This window comes from Nostoc punctiforme PCC 73102, from assembly GCF_000020025.1.
In the GTDB taxonomy this organism is placed as follows: domain Bacteria; phylum Cyanobacteriota; class Cyanobacteriia; order Cyanobacteriales; family Nostocaceae; genus Nostoc; species Nostoc punctiforme.
The window spans coordinates 7,066,053-7,085,037 of the sequence record NC_010628.1 but is presented as its reverse complement, the minus strand read 5'-3'; the positions used below and the strand labels follow the sequence as shown (position 1 = coordinate 7,085,037).

18 protein-coding genes, 3 tRNA genes and 1 pseudogene are annotated in these 18,985 nt (G+C 42.7%); 14 read left to right on the top strand and 8 right to left on the bottom strand.

Going from position 1 to position 18,985, the window contains the following annotated elements; genetic code table 11:
• Positions 1-136: 136 nt before the first annotated feature.
• Together aroB and NPUN_RS28995 are read left to right on the top strand one after the other, a co-directional pair.
• Positions 137-1,228, top strand: a complete 1,092-nt coding sequence (gene aroB / locus NPUN_RS29000) for a 3-dehydroquinate synthase (RefSeq protein WP_012411972.1) — start codon at positions 137-139, stop codon at positions 1,226-1,228.
• A gap of 143 nt (positions 1,229-1,371) precedes the next feature.
• Positions 1,372-1,950 carry a Uma2 family endonuclease gene (locus NPUN_RS28995; protein ID WP_012411971.1) on the top strand — a complete coding sequence of 193 codons (579 nt, stop codon included), beginning with the start codon at positions 1,372-1,374 and terminating at the stop codon, positions 1,948-1,950.
• On the opposite strand, the gene NPUN_RS28990 is transcribed toward NPUN_RS28995, so the two are convergent.
• The 3 genes from NPUN_RS28990 to NPUN_RS43700 form a co-directional block, all read right to left on the bottom strand.
• Positions 1,936-2,457 carry an NUDIX hydrolase gene (locus tag NPUN_RS28990; protein ID WP_012411970.1) on the bottom strand — a complete coding sequence of 174 codons (522 nt, stop codon included), beginning with the start codon at positions 2,455-2,457 and terminating at the stop codon, positions 1,936-1,938. The genes NPUN_RS28995 and NPUN_RS28990 overlap by 15 nt on opposite strands.
• A 43-nt stretch (positions 2,458-2,500) precedes the next feature.
• Complete coding sequence (locus NPUN_RS28985) at positions 2,501-2,815, bottom strand: hypothetical protein (RefSeq protein WP_012411969.1); 315 nt, start codon at positions 2,813-2,815, stop codon at positions 2,501-2,503.
• A gap of 72 nt (positions 2,816-2,887) precedes the next feature.
• Positions 2,888-3,025: a hypothetical protein gene (locus tag NPUN_RS43700; RefSeq protein WP_234710998.1), complete on the bottom strand. Its 138-nt coding sequence runs from the start codon at positions 3,023-3,025 to the stop codon at positions 2,888-2,890.
• A gap of 429 nt (positions 3,026-3,454) precedes the next feature.
• Here NPUN_RS43700 and NPUN_RS28980 point away from each other — a divergent pair, with 429 nt between their 5' ends.
• Positions 3,455-3,694 carry a hypothetical protein gene (locus NPUN_RS28980; RefSeq protein ID WP_012411968.1) on the top strand — a complete coding sequence of 80 codons (240 nt, stop codon included), beginning with the start codon at positions 3,455-3,457 and terminating at the stop codon, positions 3,692-3,694.
• Positions 3,695-3,786: 92 nt separating this feature from the next.
• Complete coding sequence (locus NPUN_RS28975; protein ID WP_012411967.1) at positions 3,787-5,190, top strand: tyrosine phenol-lyase; 1,404 nt, start codon at positions 3,787-3,789, stop codon at positions 5,188-5,190.
• Between the two features lie 73 nt (positions 5,191-5,263).
• Here the strand turns inward: NPUN_RS28975 and NPUN_RS28970 are convergent, their stop codons facing one another.
• Together NPUN_RS28970 and NPUN_RS28965 are read right to left on the bottom strand one after the other, a co-directional pair.
• Positions 5,264-6,115, bottom strand: a complete 852-nt coding sequence (locus NPUN_RS28970) for a CmcJ/NvfI family oxidoreductase (protein WP_012411966.1) — start codon at positions 6,113-6,115, stop codon at positions 5,264-5,266.
• 66 nt (positions 6,116-6,181) lie between these two features.
• Positions 6,182-6,865 (bottom strand): glutathione S-transferase family protein, encoded by a 684-nt coding sequence (locus NPUN_RS28965; RefSeq protein WP_012411965.1) that lies wholly within the window; start codon positions 6,863-6,865, stop codon positions 6,182-6,184.
• Between the two features lie 375 nt (positions 6,866-7,240).
• Between NPUN_RS28965 and NPUN_RS28960 the strand changes: the two genes are divergently transcribed.
• Positions 7,241-7,621 (top strand): hypothetical protein, encoded by a 381-nt coding sequence (locus NPUN_RS28960; protein ID WP_012411964.1) that lies wholly within the window; start codon positions 7,241-7,243, stop codon positions 7,619-7,621.
• Between the two features lie 42 nt (positions 7,622-7,663).
• On the opposite strand, the gene NPUN_RS28955 is transcribed toward NPUN_RS28960, so the two are convergent.
• The gene (locus NPUN_RS28955; protein ID WP_012411963.1) at positions 7,664-8,440 is read right to left on the bottom strand and encodes a TrmH family RNA methyltransferase; all 777 of its coding nucleotides are present in this window, start codon (positions 8,438-8,440) and stop codon (positions 7,664-7,666) included.
• 95 nt (positions 8,441-8,535) lie between these two features.
• A tRNA-Leu gene (locus NPUN_RS28950) sits at positions 8,536-8,617 on the bottom strand.
• Between the two features lie 409 nt (positions 8,618-9,026).
• Between NPUN_RS28950 and murA the strand changes: the two genes are divergently transcribed.
• The 9 genes and pseudogenes from murA to NPUN_RS28900 all read left to right on the top strand — a co-directional run bounded on the left by murA (position 9,027) and on the right by NPUN_RS28900 (position 16,976).
• Positions 9,027-10,394 carry a UDP-N-acetylglucosamine 1-carboxyvinyltransferase gene (murA, locus tag NPUN_RS28945; protein WP_083782447.1) on the top strand — a complete coding sequence of 456 codons (1,368 nt, stop codon included), beginning with the start codon at positions 9,027-9,029 and terminating at the stop codon, positions 10,392-10,394.
• 306 nt (positions 10,395-10,700) lie between these two features.
• Positions 10,701-11,579 (top strand): M48 family metallopeptidase, encoded by an 879-nt coding sequence (locus NPUN_RS28935; protein ID WP_012411961.1) that lies wholly within the window; start codon positions 10,701-10,703, stop codon positions 11,577-11,579.
• A 113-nt stretch (positions 11,580-11,692) separates the two neighbouring features.
• Positions 11,693-12,814: an alpha-hydroxy acid oxidase gene (locus tag NPUN_RS28930; RefSeq protein ID WP_012411960.1), complete on the top strand. Its 1,122-nt coding sequence runs from the start codon at positions 11,693-11,695 to the stop codon at positions 12,812-12,814.
• 109 nt (positions 12,815-12,923) lie between these two features.
• A tRNA-Leu gene (locus NPUN_RS28925) sits at positions 12,924-13,007 on the top strand.
• A gap of 39 nt (positions 13,008-13,046) precedes the next feature.
• Positions 13,047-13,319: a hypothetical protein gene (locus tag NPUN_RS28920; protein ID WP_012411959.1), complete on the top strand. Its 273-nt coding sequence runs from the start codon at positions 13,047-13,049 to the stop codon at positions 13,317-13,319.
• A 337-nt stretch (positions 13,320-13,656) separates the two neighbouring features.
• Positions 13,657-14,454: a WecB/TagA/CpsF family glycosyltransferase gene (locus tag NPUN_RS28915; protein ID WP_012411958.1), complete on the top strand. Its 798-nt coding sequence runs from the start codon at positions 13,657-13,659 to the stop codon at positions 14,452-14,454.
• Positions 14,455-14,694: 240 nt separating this feature from the next.
• Positions 14,695-15,159, top strand: a pseudogene (locus NPUN_RS39535) (glycosyltransferase family 4 protein); the annotation flags it as partial.
• Positions 15,160-15,431: 272 nt separating this feature from the next.
• The gene (locus NPUN_RS28905; RefSeq protein ID WP_012411957.1) at positions 15,432-16,634 is read left to right on the top strand and encodes a glycosyltransferase family 4 protein; all 1,203 of its coding nucleotides are present in this window, start codon (positions 15,432-15,434) and stop codon (positions 16,632-16,634) included.
• Positions 16,635-16,904: 270 nt separating this feature from the next.
• A tRNA-Gln gene (locus NPUN_RS28900) sits at positions 16,905-16,976 on the top strand.
• A gap of 232 nt (positions 16,977-17,208) precedes the next feature.
• Here the strand turns inward: NPUN_RS28900 and NPUN_RS28895 are convergent.
• Positions 17,209-18,927 carry an NAD+ synthase gene (locus NPUN_RS28895; protein WP_012411956.1) on the bottom strand — a complete coding sequence of 573 codons (1,719 nt, stop codon included), beginning with the start codon at positions 18,925-18,927 and terminating at the stop codon, positions 17,209-17,211.
• Between the last annotated feature and the right edge of the window lie 58 nt (positions 18,928-18,985).

The window sequence follows — 18,985 nt, the reverse complement described above, 5'->3', positions numbered from 1 at the left end:
ACTTCCTAAATATATTGAATCATTAGTTGTTGGGCATTAGGCATTGGAAAACTCTTCCCCAGTACCCAGTCCCCAGACTTCAATCCCCCAGATTGCGATAGAATACAGCCCACGGGCGCTTGTTTGGGGTTGAGCAATGACTTCTTTAATTAATGTAAATTTACCAGAGCAGTCTTATGAGATTGCGATCGCACCATCAAATTTAGATCAACTGGGTCAACAGATGGCCAATCTGAAGCTAGGCAAGAAGGTATTGCTAGTTTCTAATCCGACGATTTTTAAGCATTATGGGGAAAGAGCAATTACATCCCTGAAATCTGCGGGATTTGAAGTTGCTAGCTGCACCTTACCACCTGGTGAACGCTACAAAAACCTTAATTCCATCCAAAAACTCTACGATGTCGCCTTAGAAAACCGCTTAGAACGTTCTGCTACTATGGTGGCTTTGGGCGGAGGTGTAATTGGCGATATGACTGGCTTTGCCGCCGCAACCTGGCTGCGCGGCATTAATGTTGTCCAAGTACCTACAACTCTCTTGGCGATGGTAGATTCGGCAATTGGTGGCAAAACTGGCGTAAATCATCCCCACGGTAAAAACTTGATTGGGGCATTCCATCAGCCGCGCTTGGTTTTGATTGACCCAGATGTTTTAAAAACCCTTCCGATGCGCGAATTTCGGGCAGGAATGGCAGAAGTTATTAAGTACGGTGTAATTTGGGATGCTGAATTGTTTGCCCAGTTGGAAGCAAGTAAACGGCTCGACCAACTCCGCTATGTAAAACCTGAGCTAATAGACAGCATCTTAACGCGCTCTTGTCAAGCCAAAGCTGACGTTGTTGGCAAAGATGAGAAAGAAGGCGGATTACGCGCAATTCTCAACTATGGACATACCATCGGTCATGCAGTGGAAAGCTTGACTGGTTATCGTTTAGTGAATCACGGTGAAGCCGTAGCCATTGGTATGGTAGCAGCCGGCCAAATTGCTGTGGAATTGGGAATGTGGCAAAAAGAAGATACAGAACGTCAAAATGCTTTAATTCAAAAAACGGGTTTACCGACTCAGTTACCATCTGGGGTAGATATTGAAGCAATTATTGATGCGTTGCAACTAGATAAAAAAGTCAAAGCAGGAAAAGTACGGTTTGTTTTACCAACAGAGATTGGTGTAGTTACAGTTACCGATGAAGTGCCATCAGATATCATTCGGCAAGTCTTGCAGGGAATGTGAAGAATTTGAAAAAGAATTCAGAAGTCATAATGGGCTAATAGAAGTCAGAATTTAAATTAGTTTCTCTGTCCTTCAATTACGAATTACGAATTACGTTAGCGTAGCGGTAGCGAGGAACGAGCGTCATTACGAATTACTGAGCCATGATACTCCAAGCCAAAAACCAATTAACCTTGCAAGAGTTCTTAAATCTTTCACCAGGTGAAGGAGATATAACTTATGAACTTGTTGATGGTCAAGCAATTCCTAAAATGTCACCAAAATTTTTTCACGCCAAACTTACGCGTGTTCTTCTCAACTTGATTGAGCAATCATGTGAAGGTAAAGGAGAAGTCTGCCCGGAATGGTCTGTTACATTAACTCGTCGGGGGCGAGATTGGGTACCAACACCAGATATTTTGTACATCTCTTATGAACGTTTACCCACTAACTGGGATGAAAACGAAGCTTGTCCTGTTCCTCCCGATTTAGTGATTGAAATTATTTCACCCGGACAAACCTTTGGAAAAATGGTAGCTAAAGCCAAAAACTATTTGGATGCTAAAGTGCTGCGGGTGTGGGTGGTAGATAGTAAAGCCAGAAGTATTACTGTTTTTTATCCAGATGCAGCACCACAAACTTATATGGGAGACGAATTACTCACAGATTCCCTATTCGAGGGACTCAAATTTACTGTTGAGCAGGTGTTTCAAAAGGCGAAAATACCATTAAATGTTGAATAGCACACTTTTTGCGTCTAGCACAATTTGACGCATATCATTTTTATTGCCTGCTTGATATTGAGAAATGAATTCATCAATATCCATAATGTTTCTTCCCATACTTTCATGTGTACATAAGCTTAGACAGTCATAGCTATTGTTAGAGATTATTTCCTCAACAAAGCCAGTCATGACCACAAGGTATGTAAGCTGCTCAGGTTGACTACCGTAAAAATCAGACTGGATAAATTTCACAAGTTTTAATTCTCCTAGAGTTACTTTTACCTCCTCCATAACTTCTCGTCTTGCAGTTTCCTCACAAGTAAATTCGCCTATCTGCACATGTCCCCCAGGGAGGTCAATACCACGGTCAAGGAGAGGGCATACAATTAAACCATCCTTGGTAAAAGGTACGACTAGAACACTCGTTATTTTTTCAAAGGCAGGCAAAAATGAACTGCCAATATCTACAAAATTGACTTTTTGGCCTGTTTGGATGACAGTCTTTCTGCAATCCTGCTCACTCATTGGCTTAATTTCTGCTATTTAATATAGTTATAAGACTCCTATTTTATTTTTCAAACTGCGGTCCTTTCTGCGGTTGCTGCTGCCTATTTGTTGGTTCCAATTTCTGAAATAAAGCTGGTGGCGTAGCTTTACGGAATGCACCGCAGTAGTGCATAGTCATAACTGCTTTAAAAGCCCAATGGTCTTTTGGCACATCACTAAAGGGATTCGGTAAAGTTTCTGCTTGATTTTGGATACAAGCATTCAAAACTTGATTTGATTTTGCTGGTGTGTCGGTAGTAGGTTCTTGAGATTTAACCGGAGTAACAAAGCTAGTAGTAGCTAGCACTACGACTGTTACCAAAAGTTTGTAGTTCATAATTTGAGTTTTATAGGGATGAAAGTCTACCCTATGTTAGTTCCCAGGCTGTTGCCCAGGAACTAGAATAACCTAAGCGTTAGAAAACATGGTAAGCATTACTAATAGAACAACTAATCCACTGATCCAAAGAGCTAACGAACCCCAACTAACTGAATCTTTTTGTACTCTTTGCCAGAAATTGTTAACTAAGTTATTCCGAATTGCCATTTTATAACCTCCAATTTTTATTAAACTTGCACTTACTCAAGGTATGAAGCCTGTATTGAGCAAAGAAAAGTTCATCTTTAGGAGTATCAGCCTTTATTTACTGATTCCCAAAGACTAATCAACAGAGATTTAAATTAATCCGTTCAGGGATGTTTACGATAATGCGTGTGTCTTAACGCATTACCGATCTAATAAACAAAAATTTACAAAAAGAGATTTGTTGATGCTTAACTTTATTTTCCCATACGTAACTGTTTACACTTAGAAATTTGGCAATTTTGAGAGAATTCTTAACATTTCCTTAACCATGTGTAAAAACTAGTGTTTTTTAATCAAAAACTACTTAAATACTGATTATGTTTCACTTTCACTCGTGATTTATCTAGACTTGAAAATAGACACAATTAAGAATGAAATGGTAGGTAAATAATGGTCCAGCAAATAAGACAGAATGAACCGCAATATATCTGTATTATTCCAGTTGAGAGAATTACAGTTAACCAAGACGAAGAAATTATGACCTTTGGTATATCAGCCGACGATGCAAAAAAACAAGGTGAGGAATTATTAGCATCTACCTATGGTTGTAATAAATCACAAGTTTTGGAATTGATCCAGCAAGCACGAATTGAACCAATAGCTCAGTGGTGTGCCCCTAAAGAGCGCTAAAAGTACTTATGACGGTCTTGGCAACAGCAAGTATTAGCACCCAAAATGGTATGCAAATATTCGGCTTATCTGCATAAAGGAGGAATGAATCTATGACCGATGCCAAGCAAACTTCTCCGCGCCGCCGTCGCTCTTGGGCAGAGCCATATAAAATTAAGGTGGTTGAGCCATTAAAAATTACTACTCGCGCTGAACGCGAACAGGCGATCGCACAAGCGGGTTACAATACTTTTCTACTACGTTCTGAAGATGTCTATATTGATTTGCTCACTGATAGCGGCACTTCAGCCATGAGCGATTATCAGTGGGCAGGGATGATGCTGGGTGATGAAGCTTATGCCGGCAGCAAAAATTTTTACAATTTAGAAGCAAGTATCCAAAAGTATTACGGCTATCGCCATATTGTACCTACTCACCAAGGGCGTGGTGCAGAAAATATTCTTTCTCAAATACTGATCAAACCAGGAGACTACATACCTGGCAATATGTATTTCACCACAACCAGGTTGCATCAGGAGTTAGCTGGCGGCACTTTTGTCGATGTGATTATTGATGAAGCCCACGATGCCCAATCACTGCATCCATTTAAGGGTAATGTAGACTTACAAAAGCTTACAGACCTAATTGAGCGAGTTGGGGCAGAACGTATTCCCTATATTAGCGTTGCCGGAACCGTGAATATGGCTGGCGGACAGCCGATTTCTATGGCTAACCTGCGGGCGGTACATCAGTTAGCCCAAACCTACGGTATCCGCATTATTCTTGATGCCACCCGCGCTGTGGAAAACGCTCACTTTATCCAACAGCGAGAGGAGGATTATTCCAGCCAAGCGATCGCTACCATCTTACGCGAATTTTGCTCCTATACCGACGGTTGCACCATGAGCGGTAAGAAGGATGCACTGGTTAACATCGGCGGTTGGCTGGCTCTTAATGACTATAATCTTTACGAAGAAGCACGTAACTTAATAGTAATTTATGAAGGTCTACATACTTACGGTGGTATGGCTGGCCGGGACATGGAAGCTATGGCACGAGGTATAGAAGAATCAGTTCAAGACGATCATATTCGTGCCCGTGTCGGTCAGGTTGAGTATCTTGGACAAAAGCTTTTAGATTGGGGTATTCCAATTGTTGTGCCGATTGGCGGTCATGCCATTTATTTAGATGCCAAACGCTTTTTACCACAAATTCCCCAAGACCAATTTCCGGCACAACGTCTAGCAGCAGAACTGTATCTAGAGGCAGGCATTCGGGCAATGGAACGGGGCATCGTTTCCGCAGGGCGCAATAAAGAAACAGGCGATAATTATTATCCAGAGTTAGAATTAGTCCGTTTAACTATTCCACGCCGTGTTTACACTCAGGCTCACATGGATCTGACTGCTGAAGCAGTTGAAGAAGTTTATCATAATCGCGATCGCCTACGCGGACTCAAAATGATTTATGAGCCGAAGTATCTCCGTTTCTTTCAAGCAAGATTTGAATTGCAGTAATAGGAGAATTGGGCTGAAGAGGCAGGGGTGCAGAGGAGAGGAATTTTCCCCTTGCTCCCTGCTCCCCTGCTCCTTATGCGGCATAGAAAACCAACGTCCGCAACTCGATACTCTCACGTGGTGGGGCATCTGGCTGGCTTGTTGGATCGTCGAATGCGGTGTGGGCGGCGAACCGCGCCAAACCTTCTTCCTCTGAGTCAAAACATTTGATAAGTAGCGCTTCGTTCCGTTGCATTTGCGGAAAGTAGAACCACCGATGTTTTGGATTGTACGTGACTGCGTAGGTTTCGCCGACGCGATCGCGATATACAAGATCGGTAGCCACGAGGTCATTCGGTGCGATACTTTGGGCATCACACACCGCTAATGGAGACTCTTGAACTGGTCCTGCGATCGGTCGCCAGAGGTTAACTACACTAAATCTGTGCCGCAGAAGCTCATCAGGGTCTTCAGTACCGATTGCTTCCAACACGGCACGGGCGCGACTATAGCCAGACTTGGCGGTGAAGTCGTTGTGCACGCCCCTTACTGGTGTCTTTATGCCTTGGTCGCCCTGCTTCGCTCGTTCGGCATTACGCAGGTTGTGATCGAACACTATCACCCTTTGGGCACCTGTCAAATCCTTGAGAAATTCCTCGGCTTCAGGGTAGTAAACGCGGCGCACCTCATCCCGATCGTAAAAGTCTTTAACAGTGCTGTGCTGTCCGACCAAGGCGAATCCCTGCTGATCTAAGGACACATTTTCTGCGATCGGCCGAGCATCGTAGATTGGGAGTGTATGTACCTCATACTTCCCGCTTCGCTGTGGAATACCTGGTGGTGGTTCGTAAGTGTAGTTAACAGGTTTTTCTGCTGTCGGAGCGAGGTAATGGAGTTCTCCCTCAACGTGCGGTATATCTTTGAATAATTGACTGTTTAAGCTCATGGGTTAATCTCCCAGTGAATTCAACATTGTTTTAGTGATGGCGGATACAGGACTGTAACCTATTCACTATTTTTGGGCAGAAGCAACGGGAGTGGGCGCACCAAGAATCTTAGCAAATCGTTCTAAATAGAAGCTTGTGGGATTTTCTACAGCCCGAATTGACTCGCGATCGCGCACAGTATTCCACCATTTCTGCAAACGAGGGGTTTCTGTTGGTAAGGTGAAATTGCGGAAGTGTTCTAGGAGGGGCAAGCGTTCAAACCAAGGATAGAAGCTGATATCAACCAAACTCAGCTGCTCCCCTAACCAGTAAGGGCCATTACCAGAAAGCTTACCTAGCCCTTCTTGCTCAATGTACAATAATGCTTCCAAAAACTCTCTTTGTCCTTGTCCCTGTTCTTGAGCATCTTTACCACGGAGAAATTTGTTAAAGGCGGGTACAAAGCGAGTGTTGGCATAATCGATCCAGATCCGAGCGATCGCTTTAGCACCTGGATCGCGGGGTAATAAAGGTGGCTCTGGAAAGACTTCATCAAGATATTCGTTGATGATGGCAGACTCATAAATTTCGATATCCCCATGTTTAATCGCCGGGACTTTGCCGTAGCGCGAAATCTGTGTGTAGCCATCTGGTTTATTTTGTAAGTCAATTTCAGTGCTGCTAAAATCAATTCCTTTTTCTAGTAAAACCACACGGGTTCTTTGGGAGAAGGTGGAGGCTTTGGCAAAGTAAAGTTGTACGCTGCTCATAAAATATTTTCCTTGTAAATGCGTAGACGCGCAGTATGACTAAATACTAGTTATTTGGGACACAAGAGTCCGATGGCGTACCCGCCCGCCGGAGGCGATCCAATACTTTTCGGGTTTTCGGGGAAAGGGCAATGGGGAAAGGGAAATTCAAACCCTTTCCCCATTGCCCTTTAACCTTTCCCCAGACCAAAAGAGAGATTATTGGGTTTAACCGAAAAGTATTGGGAGGCGATCGCATACTGAATATTATACTACGGTTTATCGGTCGAATTAAAGTACAAAGTTTTAGGAGTATTCTATAGTCTTTACAAAAATACAAGTTCTAACAATTAGAGACAACTTGGCAAAAGTGACCAAAGCCAAGTATCGATATTATTGATAACCACTGCTAAAGTTGATACAGCACACAACTATGATGCTATAAGTGCAAAATTTAAATCTGTAGAAGCTGCAATCACAATTAGGTCAGTAAATCAGGATTTTCAAGTCAATATTATGGAGCCAATTCAGCCACAACAGCGCCGCGTCGCCGATCAAGTGTTTCAGCAATCTCTCGATCAGTTGGAGGATATCTTACAAGAAATTTCAACTGAGGAAGAAGAAATTCCCCACCTCCCCAAACTGCATACTACTAGTCTGAATGAAGTCGAAGTCGATCGAGATTTGATCGATATTGATTTAGCGGCCCTTGAGGATGCAGTTGCTGATATTGAACAATATCTCGAAGAAAAGACAAAAGCCCAAGAAAAGTTATGAGTTTTAATTCCTGCACAGACGCGATTAATCGCGTCTCTACTCCTAACTCATTTGCCGCCGAGCTTCGTACAACATTAAAGCGGCTGCGATCGCTACATTCAAAGATTCTACCCCAGGACTCAAAGGAATTCTGACTTGCTTATCTGCGATCGCTGCTAAATCTGCCGACAATCCAGCACCTTCATTTCCCAGTAAAATCAGACTGGGTTTGCGCCAGTCTACATCCCAATAAGTTAAAGTCGCACTGGGTAAGGTTGCCACTACCTGCATTCCTGCTTGCTGACTTTGTTGAACTGTTGCTTTTAAATTTTCGGTTACGGACATTGCTAGGCGAAACCATTGTCCTGCGGAAGCCCGGAGAACTTTTGGGCTGTCTAAATCTACACTATCTCCACTTACCCACAAACCTGATGCTCCCACTGCCGCCGCAGTCCGAATTATCGTACCCAGGTTTCCCGGATCTTGTACCGTTTCTAAAGCTAGAACTAAACCAGTGAATGGTAGTTGAGTTTGGCTATCCGTTCGTTTTGCCGTTGCCACCACACCATCAGGTTGGACTGTAGTAGCGATCGCATTTAATACTTCCTCGCTGACAATCTCGGTGCGATCGCTTTTACTAGAAGCCTTTTCCCACAGTGACGAGTGCGCTGCTTGCCAATCTGAAGTACAACACACTGTTTCTAGTGGGTAATTTACCGCACAAGCTTCTTCCAACAGGTGCGTCCCTTCCAGTAAAAATAACTGCTGCTTGTGCCGCTCTTTGGTGGAGTGGAGTTTGCGAATTTGCTTAACTAGGGAATTTTGTAAACTGGTCAACATCAAAAAGTTAGGAGTTAGGAATTATGGAGCTAAGAGTTAATTTTAGTTTTCTTTCAACTTCTAACTCTTCACTTTTAACTCCTAACTGAAAATTATGCGGAACCCGGGACTTGAACCCGGAAGCCTTGCGGCACTAGAACCTGAATCTAGCGCGTCTGCCAATTCCGCCAGTTCCGCTGGCACTTGTCTTTATCGACAATTTCATATTATTGCGTTATGTTTTACCTTTGTCAAGTGAAAACCTAATGCCTCCTTTAAGAGGCTCAGACTGGAAACGAATTTTTCGGGGAATTAGGTCGAATCAAAATATTAACTGAACAGTACAGCATTGATTTTTAGGGAACACTTAAGTCATTTTACTGAGTATTTAATTTTGCTTAAAACTACTACTTATTCATTCTTTTTTATTAAATTTTTTAAAAGCTCAAAAAGCTTGATAGCGCTGATTTCCAGCCCATATTTCTCACCAAAAAACATTTTTTTTATGCAAGATGTTGTCCTAACATGTGGACAATTTGAATCTTTACTGTAGAATCAAAACCAACTTCAAACATATAAAATACGTATTACTTTTGGAGGTAGGCTTATCAATCCTTCTACCAGCTTACCAGATGCCAAAATTGCTCCAGAAGCAGACTCCTCAGTCTTGCAAATTTGGGGTGGGCATCCTTTGCGAGGTCATGTGAAAATTAGCGGGGCAAAAAATGCAGCACTGGTAATCATGGCTGGAGCCTTGCTGTGTCCGGGCGATTGTCGTATCCGTAATGTCCCCTTATTAGCGGACGTAGACCGGATGGGTCAGGTGCTATCAGCTTTGGGTGTACGTTTAACACGGCAAGGCGATATTTTAGACATCAACGCCAGCGAAATTAAAACATCAAAAGCTCCCTACGAACTAGTTACCCAACTGAGGGCGAGTTTCTTCGCCATTGGAGCCATTCTTGCAAGATTGGGAGTAGCACAGATGCCTTTACCAGGCGGTTGTGCTATTGGGGCAAGACCAGTTGACTTGCATGTGCGAGGACTGCAAGCAATGGGGGCTGAGGTGCAGATTGAGCATGGCATTTGTAATGCCTACGTCCCTGGCAGCAGCCGGAGATTAAAAGGTGCGAAGATTTACTTAGATATCGCCAGCGTTGGAGCGACGGAAAACTTGATGATGGCGGCTACCCTGGCAGAGGGCGAAACGATCATCGAAAATGCTGCCAGAGAACCGGAAGTAGTTGATTTAGCTAACTTCTGTAACGCGATGGGAGCCAAGATTAAAGGGGCAGGTACTAGCAGGATTATTGTAGAAGGAGTGCCCAAATTGCATTCTGTTGACTACAGTATCATTCCCGATCGCATTGAGGCCGGGACATTTTTATTGGCAGCAGCAATTACCCGTTCCGAACTTCTTCTTTCGCCAGTAGCTCCAGAACATCTCATACCAGTGATTGCCAAGCTGCGGGATATTGGGGTGACGATAATTGAGGACAAGCCTGAACACTTACGCATTCTGCCGGCGGAAACTCTCAAGGCAACGGATATTGAAACTCAATATCATCCGGGTTTCCCTACAGATATGCAAGCGCCGTTCATGTCTTTGCTGACATTGGCCGAAGGCGACAGCGTGATTAACGAATCCGTCTTTGAAAATCGCTTGCGTCATGCCTCAGAGTTAAATCGCTTGGGGGCAGATATTCGTGTTAAAGGCAATGCTGCTTTCGTTCGGGGAGTGCCAAAATTGTCTGGCGCACCAGTATTAGGCACAGACTTACGAGCATCGGCAGCGCTAGTCATCGCAGGACTGGCGGCAGAAGGACAAACCACAATTCAAGGATTACAGCACCTCGATCGCGGCTACGATCGGCTCGATATGAAGTTGCAGCAATTAGGAGCTAAAATCCTTCGTGTGGGTGAAACATCAGCAGATGCCGAAACTGCTCCCAGTGTCAGTAGCCTTTCAAGTTGAAATTGATAGGTTGAACAAGAGGCAAGGGAGCAGGGAGCAGGTGAGCAGGAAGAGACAAGGTGATTTGAGTGAGAACTTGCAACAAGTCTTCCTCCTTGTCCCCAATTCCTCTTTTCCATCCCCCCGCACCCTTCCCCCTAGCTCTTAGTTGAGACTGAGGTGGGAACAAAGCAACAAGGGAGACAAGGTAAAATTTTCTCCCCTGCTCCCCCTGCCCATCCTGCTTAAATCGTTATACTAACTGTGGGTGGCTGGTTAAATAAACAGCCAGATTCCATAGTTGTGTTTTTTATAGCTTGCTGCACTATGTCCTTCTTCAAAACCCCTCTGATTGGTTTAAAAGCTGACTCATTTCGTCATCCATTAGACCTGGAAGCTACTAAAACGCTCAAGCAAATACCAGGCATAGACATGTTGGTGCGAAATTGGCTCGGGCCAATGGCAGAGCAGGTTTTCTATGTAGAAAATATTGCTTCCAGCATTCTGGTTGGTGAAAAACAACTACCCGATTTATACAAGCTGTTGTTAGACGCTTGTGAAATTCTGGATATAGAGCCTCCCCAGTTATACGTCCGGCAACATCCGGCTCCCAACGCCTATACTTTTGCTGTGCGCGGTAAGCAGCCCTTTGTGGTGCTACACACATCCCTAATTGATATTCTCACTCCAGAGGAAATCCAGGCAGTAATTGCCCATGAGTTGGGACATCTCAAGTGTGACCATAGCGTTTACTTGACCCCTGTAAATTTACTAATATTAGCTGCGGCAATTGTGCCCAATGTCGGAACTTTCGTTGCTCAAGCGATACAGGCACAACTTTTAGAATGGGTACGCTGTGCTGAGTTTACCTGCGATCGCGCCGCATTACTAGCAACCCAAGATCCGAAAGTTGTCATGTCAGTGTTGATGAAGCTGGCTGGTGGTTCCCCCACCTTAGCGCCACAACTGAATCTTGATGCCTTTGTTGCCCAAGCCCGCGCTTATGATGACATTAGCAAGACCGAATTAGGCGAAATGGTCAAAACCGCCCGCACAGCCCAATTAACCCATCCAGTGCCAGTGTTGCGGGCGCGAGAAATTGACCGTTGGGCAAGCAGTACAGAATACCAATCTTTAATTCAAAGTCATGGATTGAAATCTACAAGCAAAGAAGTTGCACCCAAAGGCGGCTGGCGAAACTGGTAGAGTTCCTAATGCGATCGCACTGTGAGTTCCTTTAAAAGAACTCAGTTACTAAAAAAATCGTTCAATCAGACAATCGGATTAAACATCCCATTGCTTAACCCACAGCCTCTACCATGACAGTTGTATCCAACGACCATCGCTTTCAACCCATAAATCTCTTTGAGTACGAAAAGCTAGCAAAAGAGCATCTGTCTCAAATGACCCTTGATTACTATAGCAGTGGTGCTTGGGACGAAATCACATTACGAGATAATCGTGCTGCTTTTGAGCGAGTCAAGTTAAGACCTCGGATATTAGTCGATGTTAGCGATCGCAATTTAACTACCTCCATTTTAGGACAACCTCTGCAACTACCTTTGTTAATTGCGCCGATGGCTTTTCAATGTCTAGCTCATCCAGATGGAGAAGTGGCCACAGCTCTAGCTGCCGCATCAGCTGGTGTGGGAATGGTATTAAGTACAATGGCCACAAAGAGCATTGAAGAAGTAGCGACTGCGTGTGATAAATTTCCAGAGTCTCTGCGATGGTTCCAGCTTTACATCCATAAAGACAAGGGATTAACTCGTGCTTTGGTAGAAAAAGCCTATAAAGCAGGCTACAAAGCACTTTGTCTGACTGTAGATGCACCTGTTCTCGGACAACGCGAAAGAGATAGACGTAACGAGTTTGCTTTACCCACAGACTTACATCTAGCTAATCTCGCCACCATCTCAGGGCTAGATATTTCCCATGAAAAAGGCGAATCTGGATTATTTACCTATTTTGCCCAACAACTAAACCCAGCAGTAACTTGGGATGATTTGGAATGGTTGCAATCTTTATCTCCACTACCTTTAGTTATCAAAGGAGTTTTACGGGGAGATGATGCTGTGCGGGCTGTAGAATATGGGGCCAAAGCAATTGTTGTTTCCAATCATGGTGGCAGACAACTCGATGGTGCGATCGCTTCTTTAGATGCACTAGTTGAAATAGTAGCAGCAGTGGATGGTAAAATAGAAGTACTGCTGGATGGGGGCATTCGCAGGGGTACAGACATTCTCAAAGCTCTGGCATTAGGAGCAAAAGCGGTACTGATTGGACGACCTATTTTGTGGGGACTAGCAGTAGCAGGACAAGTTGGTGTATCTCACGTCATCTCACTGCTACAAGGTGAGCTAAATGTGGGAATGGCACTTAGTGGCTGTGCAAAGCTACAGGATATTAACCTTAGTTTATTGACGTTGCCACGCTTTTAAGACTTATACAATAGTTAGACATCATTGCTCCCAGAAAAACTTTGATAATTAATTTTCAAACTTGTTACAAAATCCCTCATCTATAGTACAATAGTTAAGTTGGATGTAAGGGCGGGTGGCGAAATTGGTAGACGCACCACACTCAAAATGTGGCGGCCTTGCGGTCATAGGAGTTCGATTCTCCTCCTGCCCACTGCTAAATAAGTAAATAGAATAGAGAGGTTAAAAACTCATGCGCCTGAAAAGATGGGAATCTCCCCGTAAAGAAGGCAGGAATGACAAAGGTCGAGGCGGTTCGGCGAGGAAGCGGCAACTCAAAAAGCAACGCCAAATGTTACGTCAAAAACTCAAAGAAGCTAACAAGCCAGATAATAACAAAAATAATCGAACAGGGGAAGATAAGTTTATCTTCCCCTTATTTTTTGGGCTTTTATCTCTTAAGCACATAATTACGTATCAAAATCGACATCTGTATTTTGCTTCTCTATGTAAAGTAATTACGTAAAAAATACTACTTAGTAATAAAGTTTCTACTAGGAATTTATCATAATTGTAATGCTTGCATGAACCAACCAAAAATTAATTATGAAGAAAGTATGAATTTTGTCAAACAGCATCTAAAACCCCTAGCTTAAAACAGTAAGCTAGGACACAACAGCAAATACTTATAATATTACCGATTAAGCTGAAAGCATACTAAAAAAGCAATTGCAACCCCATGTGTTAACTTCCAACGATGACACAAGCCTATAAAAAGTCAGGAGTCATCCAATCCGAATTATTCAATATTTGGAATGGTCTAAGCAATCTATGGATTTTTTTCTTGGACACAGGAGTTATTGATGGTGGCAAGAGTGCTTCTACCTACTAAAAAAGTGCTTGATTTCCCTATTACTGCTTTACGTTTTGACGAGCAGGTACAAACAATACTGAAGTGGGCGAGTAGGCGTGAGAGTAAAAGTGTATACGTAGCTAATGTACACATGCTCATTGAAGCTCATTGGCATCCACAATTTGCTACCGTATTACGAAATGCAGATATAGTTACTCCTGATGGTATGCCTCTTGTATGGATGATGCGAAAAATGGGGGCTATTTACCAAGACCGTGTGGCAGGGATGGATATTTTTTTAGCATTATGTCAGCGAACTCAAACACAAAATCTTAGTATTTTCTTTTTAGGTTCCCAAACAGAAATTCTTTCTAGGATGCGAAAAAGGTTAGAGCAGGAATTTCCCCAAATGAAGATTGCGGCGATGGAACCTCTACCCTTTCGTCCCCTGACTGAAACTGAAGACGAAGCCTTGGTTCAAAAGATTAATTCTAGTGGTGCTAGCGCCGTCCTAATATCTCTGGGATGTCCTAAGCAAGAAAATTGGATAGCTCAACATAAGGGTAAAATACAAGCTGTCATGATTGGACTGGGTGGAGTTTTCCCAGTTTATGCAGGAATTCACAAGCGGGCACCCCGCATAGTTAGAGACTTAGGACTTGAATGGCTGTATAGATGGATTCAAGAACCACGGCGACTTTGCGGCCGCTATGCTAAGACCATTCCACTATTTATATGGCTGGCTACCAAGCAACTACTATCATCAAGTCGGATTGCAGCAGTTTTTCTTCACGAGACTGGGGATTAAGGAAAAGGAAATAGGGCAAGATTGACTGGCGTGGAAAGAAATAATCTAGATGCCCCTAGCTTTTATATTCAAAGCTAGGGGCAGCTTCTGAGGGAATAGTTGGAACGATATTAGCGACATCAAGGAAATGTCGGGCATGAAACAGTTAAAAATTCTCATTTGTGCGTATGCTTGTGAACCAGGAAAGGGTTTCATTTAGGATTAGCAGCATTTGCCCAAGCTAACTTACCGAATACTGAGTATTGGATTGTAGGAGAAGAAACTGAACGCAAACAGCTAGAAATATTAACTAAATATTTAAATATTAGTAAACAAGTCAAGTTTTTAGGTAATCTGTCTCGCGAAGATACATGGAGTAAAATACAGAACTGCCATGCCTTAGTTCATCCCAGCTTGCATGAATCAGGAGGATTGGTGTGTTTAGAGGCAATGGCAGCAGGGCGACCAGTGATTTGCTTAGATTTAGGAGGCCCAGCAGTTCAGGTTACAGAGGAAACTGGCTTTAAAATTAAGGCAAATACACCTGAGCAAGCAGTAAGTGATATTGCTCAAGCTATGACGTATTTGGCCAGTAACCCAGAGGTAAGATTATGTATGGGTAAAGCTGGACAGAAAAGAGTTAAGGAAACTTTCAGTTGGGAAAGAAAGGGGAGGCAGTTAACTCAACTCTATGAGGAAATTTCAACCAGAATAAATCATACTTAAAATGGAGTTAGAGCGATGGATATAGCTATAATTAATGATAACGCCATACTAAATATCTTTTGAAGGCTACTTTCGCGATACTGGTAGGAGCTTTCCTCGGAAGTGATAGCATTCATAAAAAACTAATTAAGTTCCGTCTAAAATTGGCTGTACTATTAGGAACTGGAGAAAGACTGGCTATAGAACAGTAAAAGTCCTATAAATCAGGGTGTAATGACTTTGTATTATCTACTAGTTGGTTCTTTGGTTCCACTACTCAGAGAGTTAACTGCATGAAAGTGCTGTTGATACATAACCGTTATCAATTTGCAGGCGGTGAGGATGGAGTAGTAAAAGCTGAACAATCCTTACTGAAAGCACATGGTCATCAGGTATCTTTACTAGAAGTTAGTAATCATGACATTAAAAATACCTGGGATAAAGTTGCAACTGGTATTAGTGCAATTTACTCATATTCAGCAAAACAACAAGTTCGCATCCAAATTTCCCAACTCCGCCCTGATGTTGTCCATGTACATAACTTTTTTCCCCTACTCTCTCCTTCCATATATGATGCTTGCCGAGAGTATGGTCTAAGTATTGTCCAAACTCTTCATAATTATCGGCTTGCTTGTCCTAAAGCAATACCTTTTCGAGATGCAAAGGTTTGTGTGGATTGCTTTGGGCAAAAAGTTCCGTGGTCTAGTGTTTTACATGGCTGCTATCGCAACTCACGCATCCAAAGCTCGATTATTGCAGCAATGAATAGTTGGCATGGGTTACGAGGGACTTGGCAGGAACAGGTAGATGCTTATATTGTCTTTACCCAATTTCAAAAAGATAAAATGTTACAAGCGGGACTACCTGCTGAAAAATTTTATATCAAACCCAATTTTGTTTTTGCTCCAGACTCTCGAAACCAAAATGGTAAAGATAGTGACTACTTACTTTTTGTTGGTAGATTGTCTGAAGAAAAAGGAGTTTCTATTTTAATTGATGCTTATGTACAGAATAACTTATCCACTCCACTAAAAATTGTAGGTGATGGTCCTTGCTATGAAAAGTTGCAGCAACAGATTAAAAATACCGATTCCGAAAATTTCATCGAATTTTTAGGGTTTCAGGATAAGTCAACAGTGTTGGCACTAATGCAGAATGCCCGATTTTTAATATTTCCTTCCATTTGGTACGAAGGTTTTCCCTTAACTATTGCTGAAGCTTTTGCTTGCGGTCTACCTGTACTGGTGTCCAAATTAGGTAGTATGGGAGAAATTGTAGAGGATGGAGTAACTGGTTTACATTTTGAAGCAGGCAACCAGACAGATATGGCAGCCAAAATACTATGGGCAACCACTCATCCTGAAATTATGAGAACTATGGGCAAAAATGCTCACCAGGTTTATAAGGCTAAGTATGCTCCTGAAGCTAATTACCAGCAGTTGATGGCAATTTACCAACAAGTCATCAATAAGAAGAACATAGTGTCTCACTGGTAAGCAGGAACAGATGATAAGCCATTCATAATCAAGTGAAGCAGATTTTAGATGCAAAAGGAATCGCGATTGCAATTCCTTTGCCCTTAAAGTGAGTTCGGCGATACAGCCAAGCATCGATTCAAGGGTTCACCCCAAAGCCATGAAAAAGTCTAAGTGTAAGGATTCCGACCAATCAATGTCTTGCTATAAAAATCCATTATCTGAAATAAACCATTAAAGTACTTGACACAAACCCAGGATTAACTGCTATATTAACTAGAGTAAAGTCGTTGGGGCGTAGCCAAGTGGTAAGGCAGCGGGTTTTGGTCCCGCCATCCCTAGGTTCGAATCCTAGCGCCCCAGTATATCTCAAGACAGGTTGCTATGCCTGTCCTTTAGAGTTTTTATTCAATTAGCTAAAAATTCAACTTAATTAGGATTTACGTATTTTTAGCGATCTAGAATTTTCTTCCCTGGTTTTACTACGCAAAACCTGTCCCTCTCAGCATTGCAGAAGGACAGACTTGAAGGAAAATTAAAAGCAGGAAGAGGTTTGATAACTAATTACTTGATTTGCGGATGTACATCTTATCCATCACAACAAACTAAGATTAGGTGTAGCTGTAGTTTTAGCCTGGTAGGCGTTTTTGATACCAACCCAGTTACTAGCAATTGGCATCCGCCAACCGGTTCCAAAGGCACGATCGGTGATTTTTAAACCGGGGGGTGCTTGTCGCCGTTTAAATTCAGCCCGCGCTACCATTTGAATTACTCTGTCTACAATCACCGCATCGTGACCGGCTGCAACAATTTGCACTGCTGATTGGTGGTTGTGAATCAGGCGTTGCAAAATATCGTCCAAAACTTCGTAAGGCGGTAGAGAGTCTTGATCGACTTGACCTGGTTTGAGTTCGGCGCTGGGTGCTTTAGTCAAAACGTTTTGCGGGATGATTTCATTATTGCGATTTAACCAATGGCAAAGTGAATACACACGGGTTTTAGGTACATCTGCAATCACTGCTAACCCGCCATTCATATCGCCGTAGAGAGTACAGTAACCCACAGCCATTTCTGACTTGTTACCGGTAGATAAAAGCAAATAACCAAATTTATTAGCGATCGCCATTAATAAATTACCGCGAATCCGGGACTGGATATTCTCTTCAGCCAGTCCAAACTCCGTACCCGCAAACAAATCGCCTAAAGTTTGATCGAAGCCTTGCATTAACTCGCCAATCGGTAAAAGATTAGTCTTAATCCCCAAATTTTTGGCTAATGCCAAAGCATCACTGATGGAATGCTCTGAACTGTAAGGAGAAGGCATGAGAACACCGAGGACATTTTCTTTACCAAGTGCAGCAGTTGCGATCGCAGCTACTATTGCAGAGTCAATCCCGCCACTTAAACCCAACACTACTTTAGAAAAGCGACACTTACGAGCGTAATCTCGCACTCCTAAAACCAAAGCTTGCCAAATTTCTTCATCTTCTGATTGATATGCAGGTTCTACAGAAGCCAACTGGAAATCACGTTGTGTCTCGTCAAATTCTACTACTACTAAATCAGTGTCAAAACCACGGGCACGAGATATAATTTCACCTTGACGATTTAAGGCAAAACTATGTCCATCAAAAATTAGGTCATCATTTCCCCCAACCTGATTAGTGTAAATCATCGGTTGTTGAAAACGTACTGCACTATGCCTGAGCATAGTTTCACGAAGCTGCTGCTTGCCAACTGTGTAGGGCGAAGCAGATAAATTTACAATTAAATCTACACCTAAAATTGCTAAGTCAGCAATTGGATTTACGGTATAACTACGTTTGCCCCAAAATTCCTCGTCGTTCCATAAATCTTCGCAAATAGTTACGCCAATATCGATATTATCTAATGTGAAATAATTAGCTTGTAACCCTGGTTCAAAATAGCGACGTTCATCAAATACATCGTAAGTAGGCAAAAGTCGCTTGTGAAAAACTTGTTTAACCTTGCCATTTTCTAACAAAGCCATACTGTTAAATAAAGTTTTACCACCACTAATAGATGCGTTGAGGTTCTGTTCAACAGTTCCTACCAACACAGCTAAATTTGGTGGTAAATCTTGAGCCAAGTTTTGTAAACTGATGCCCATCGCTTCCACAAAACTAGGATTTAGTAATAAATCTCGTGGTGGATAGCCACACAAAGAAAGTTCTGGTGTCAACAACAAACGCGCACCGCTAGATGCTGCGCGTTGTGCTGCCTCTAGGATTTTTTGAGCATTTAAAGGCAAATCACCAATAGTAGGATTAATTTGAGCGATCGCAATTTTCATATTATTTGTTATTAGTCATTGGTCATTTGTCATTTGTCAAGAGTCATAAGTTACTCTG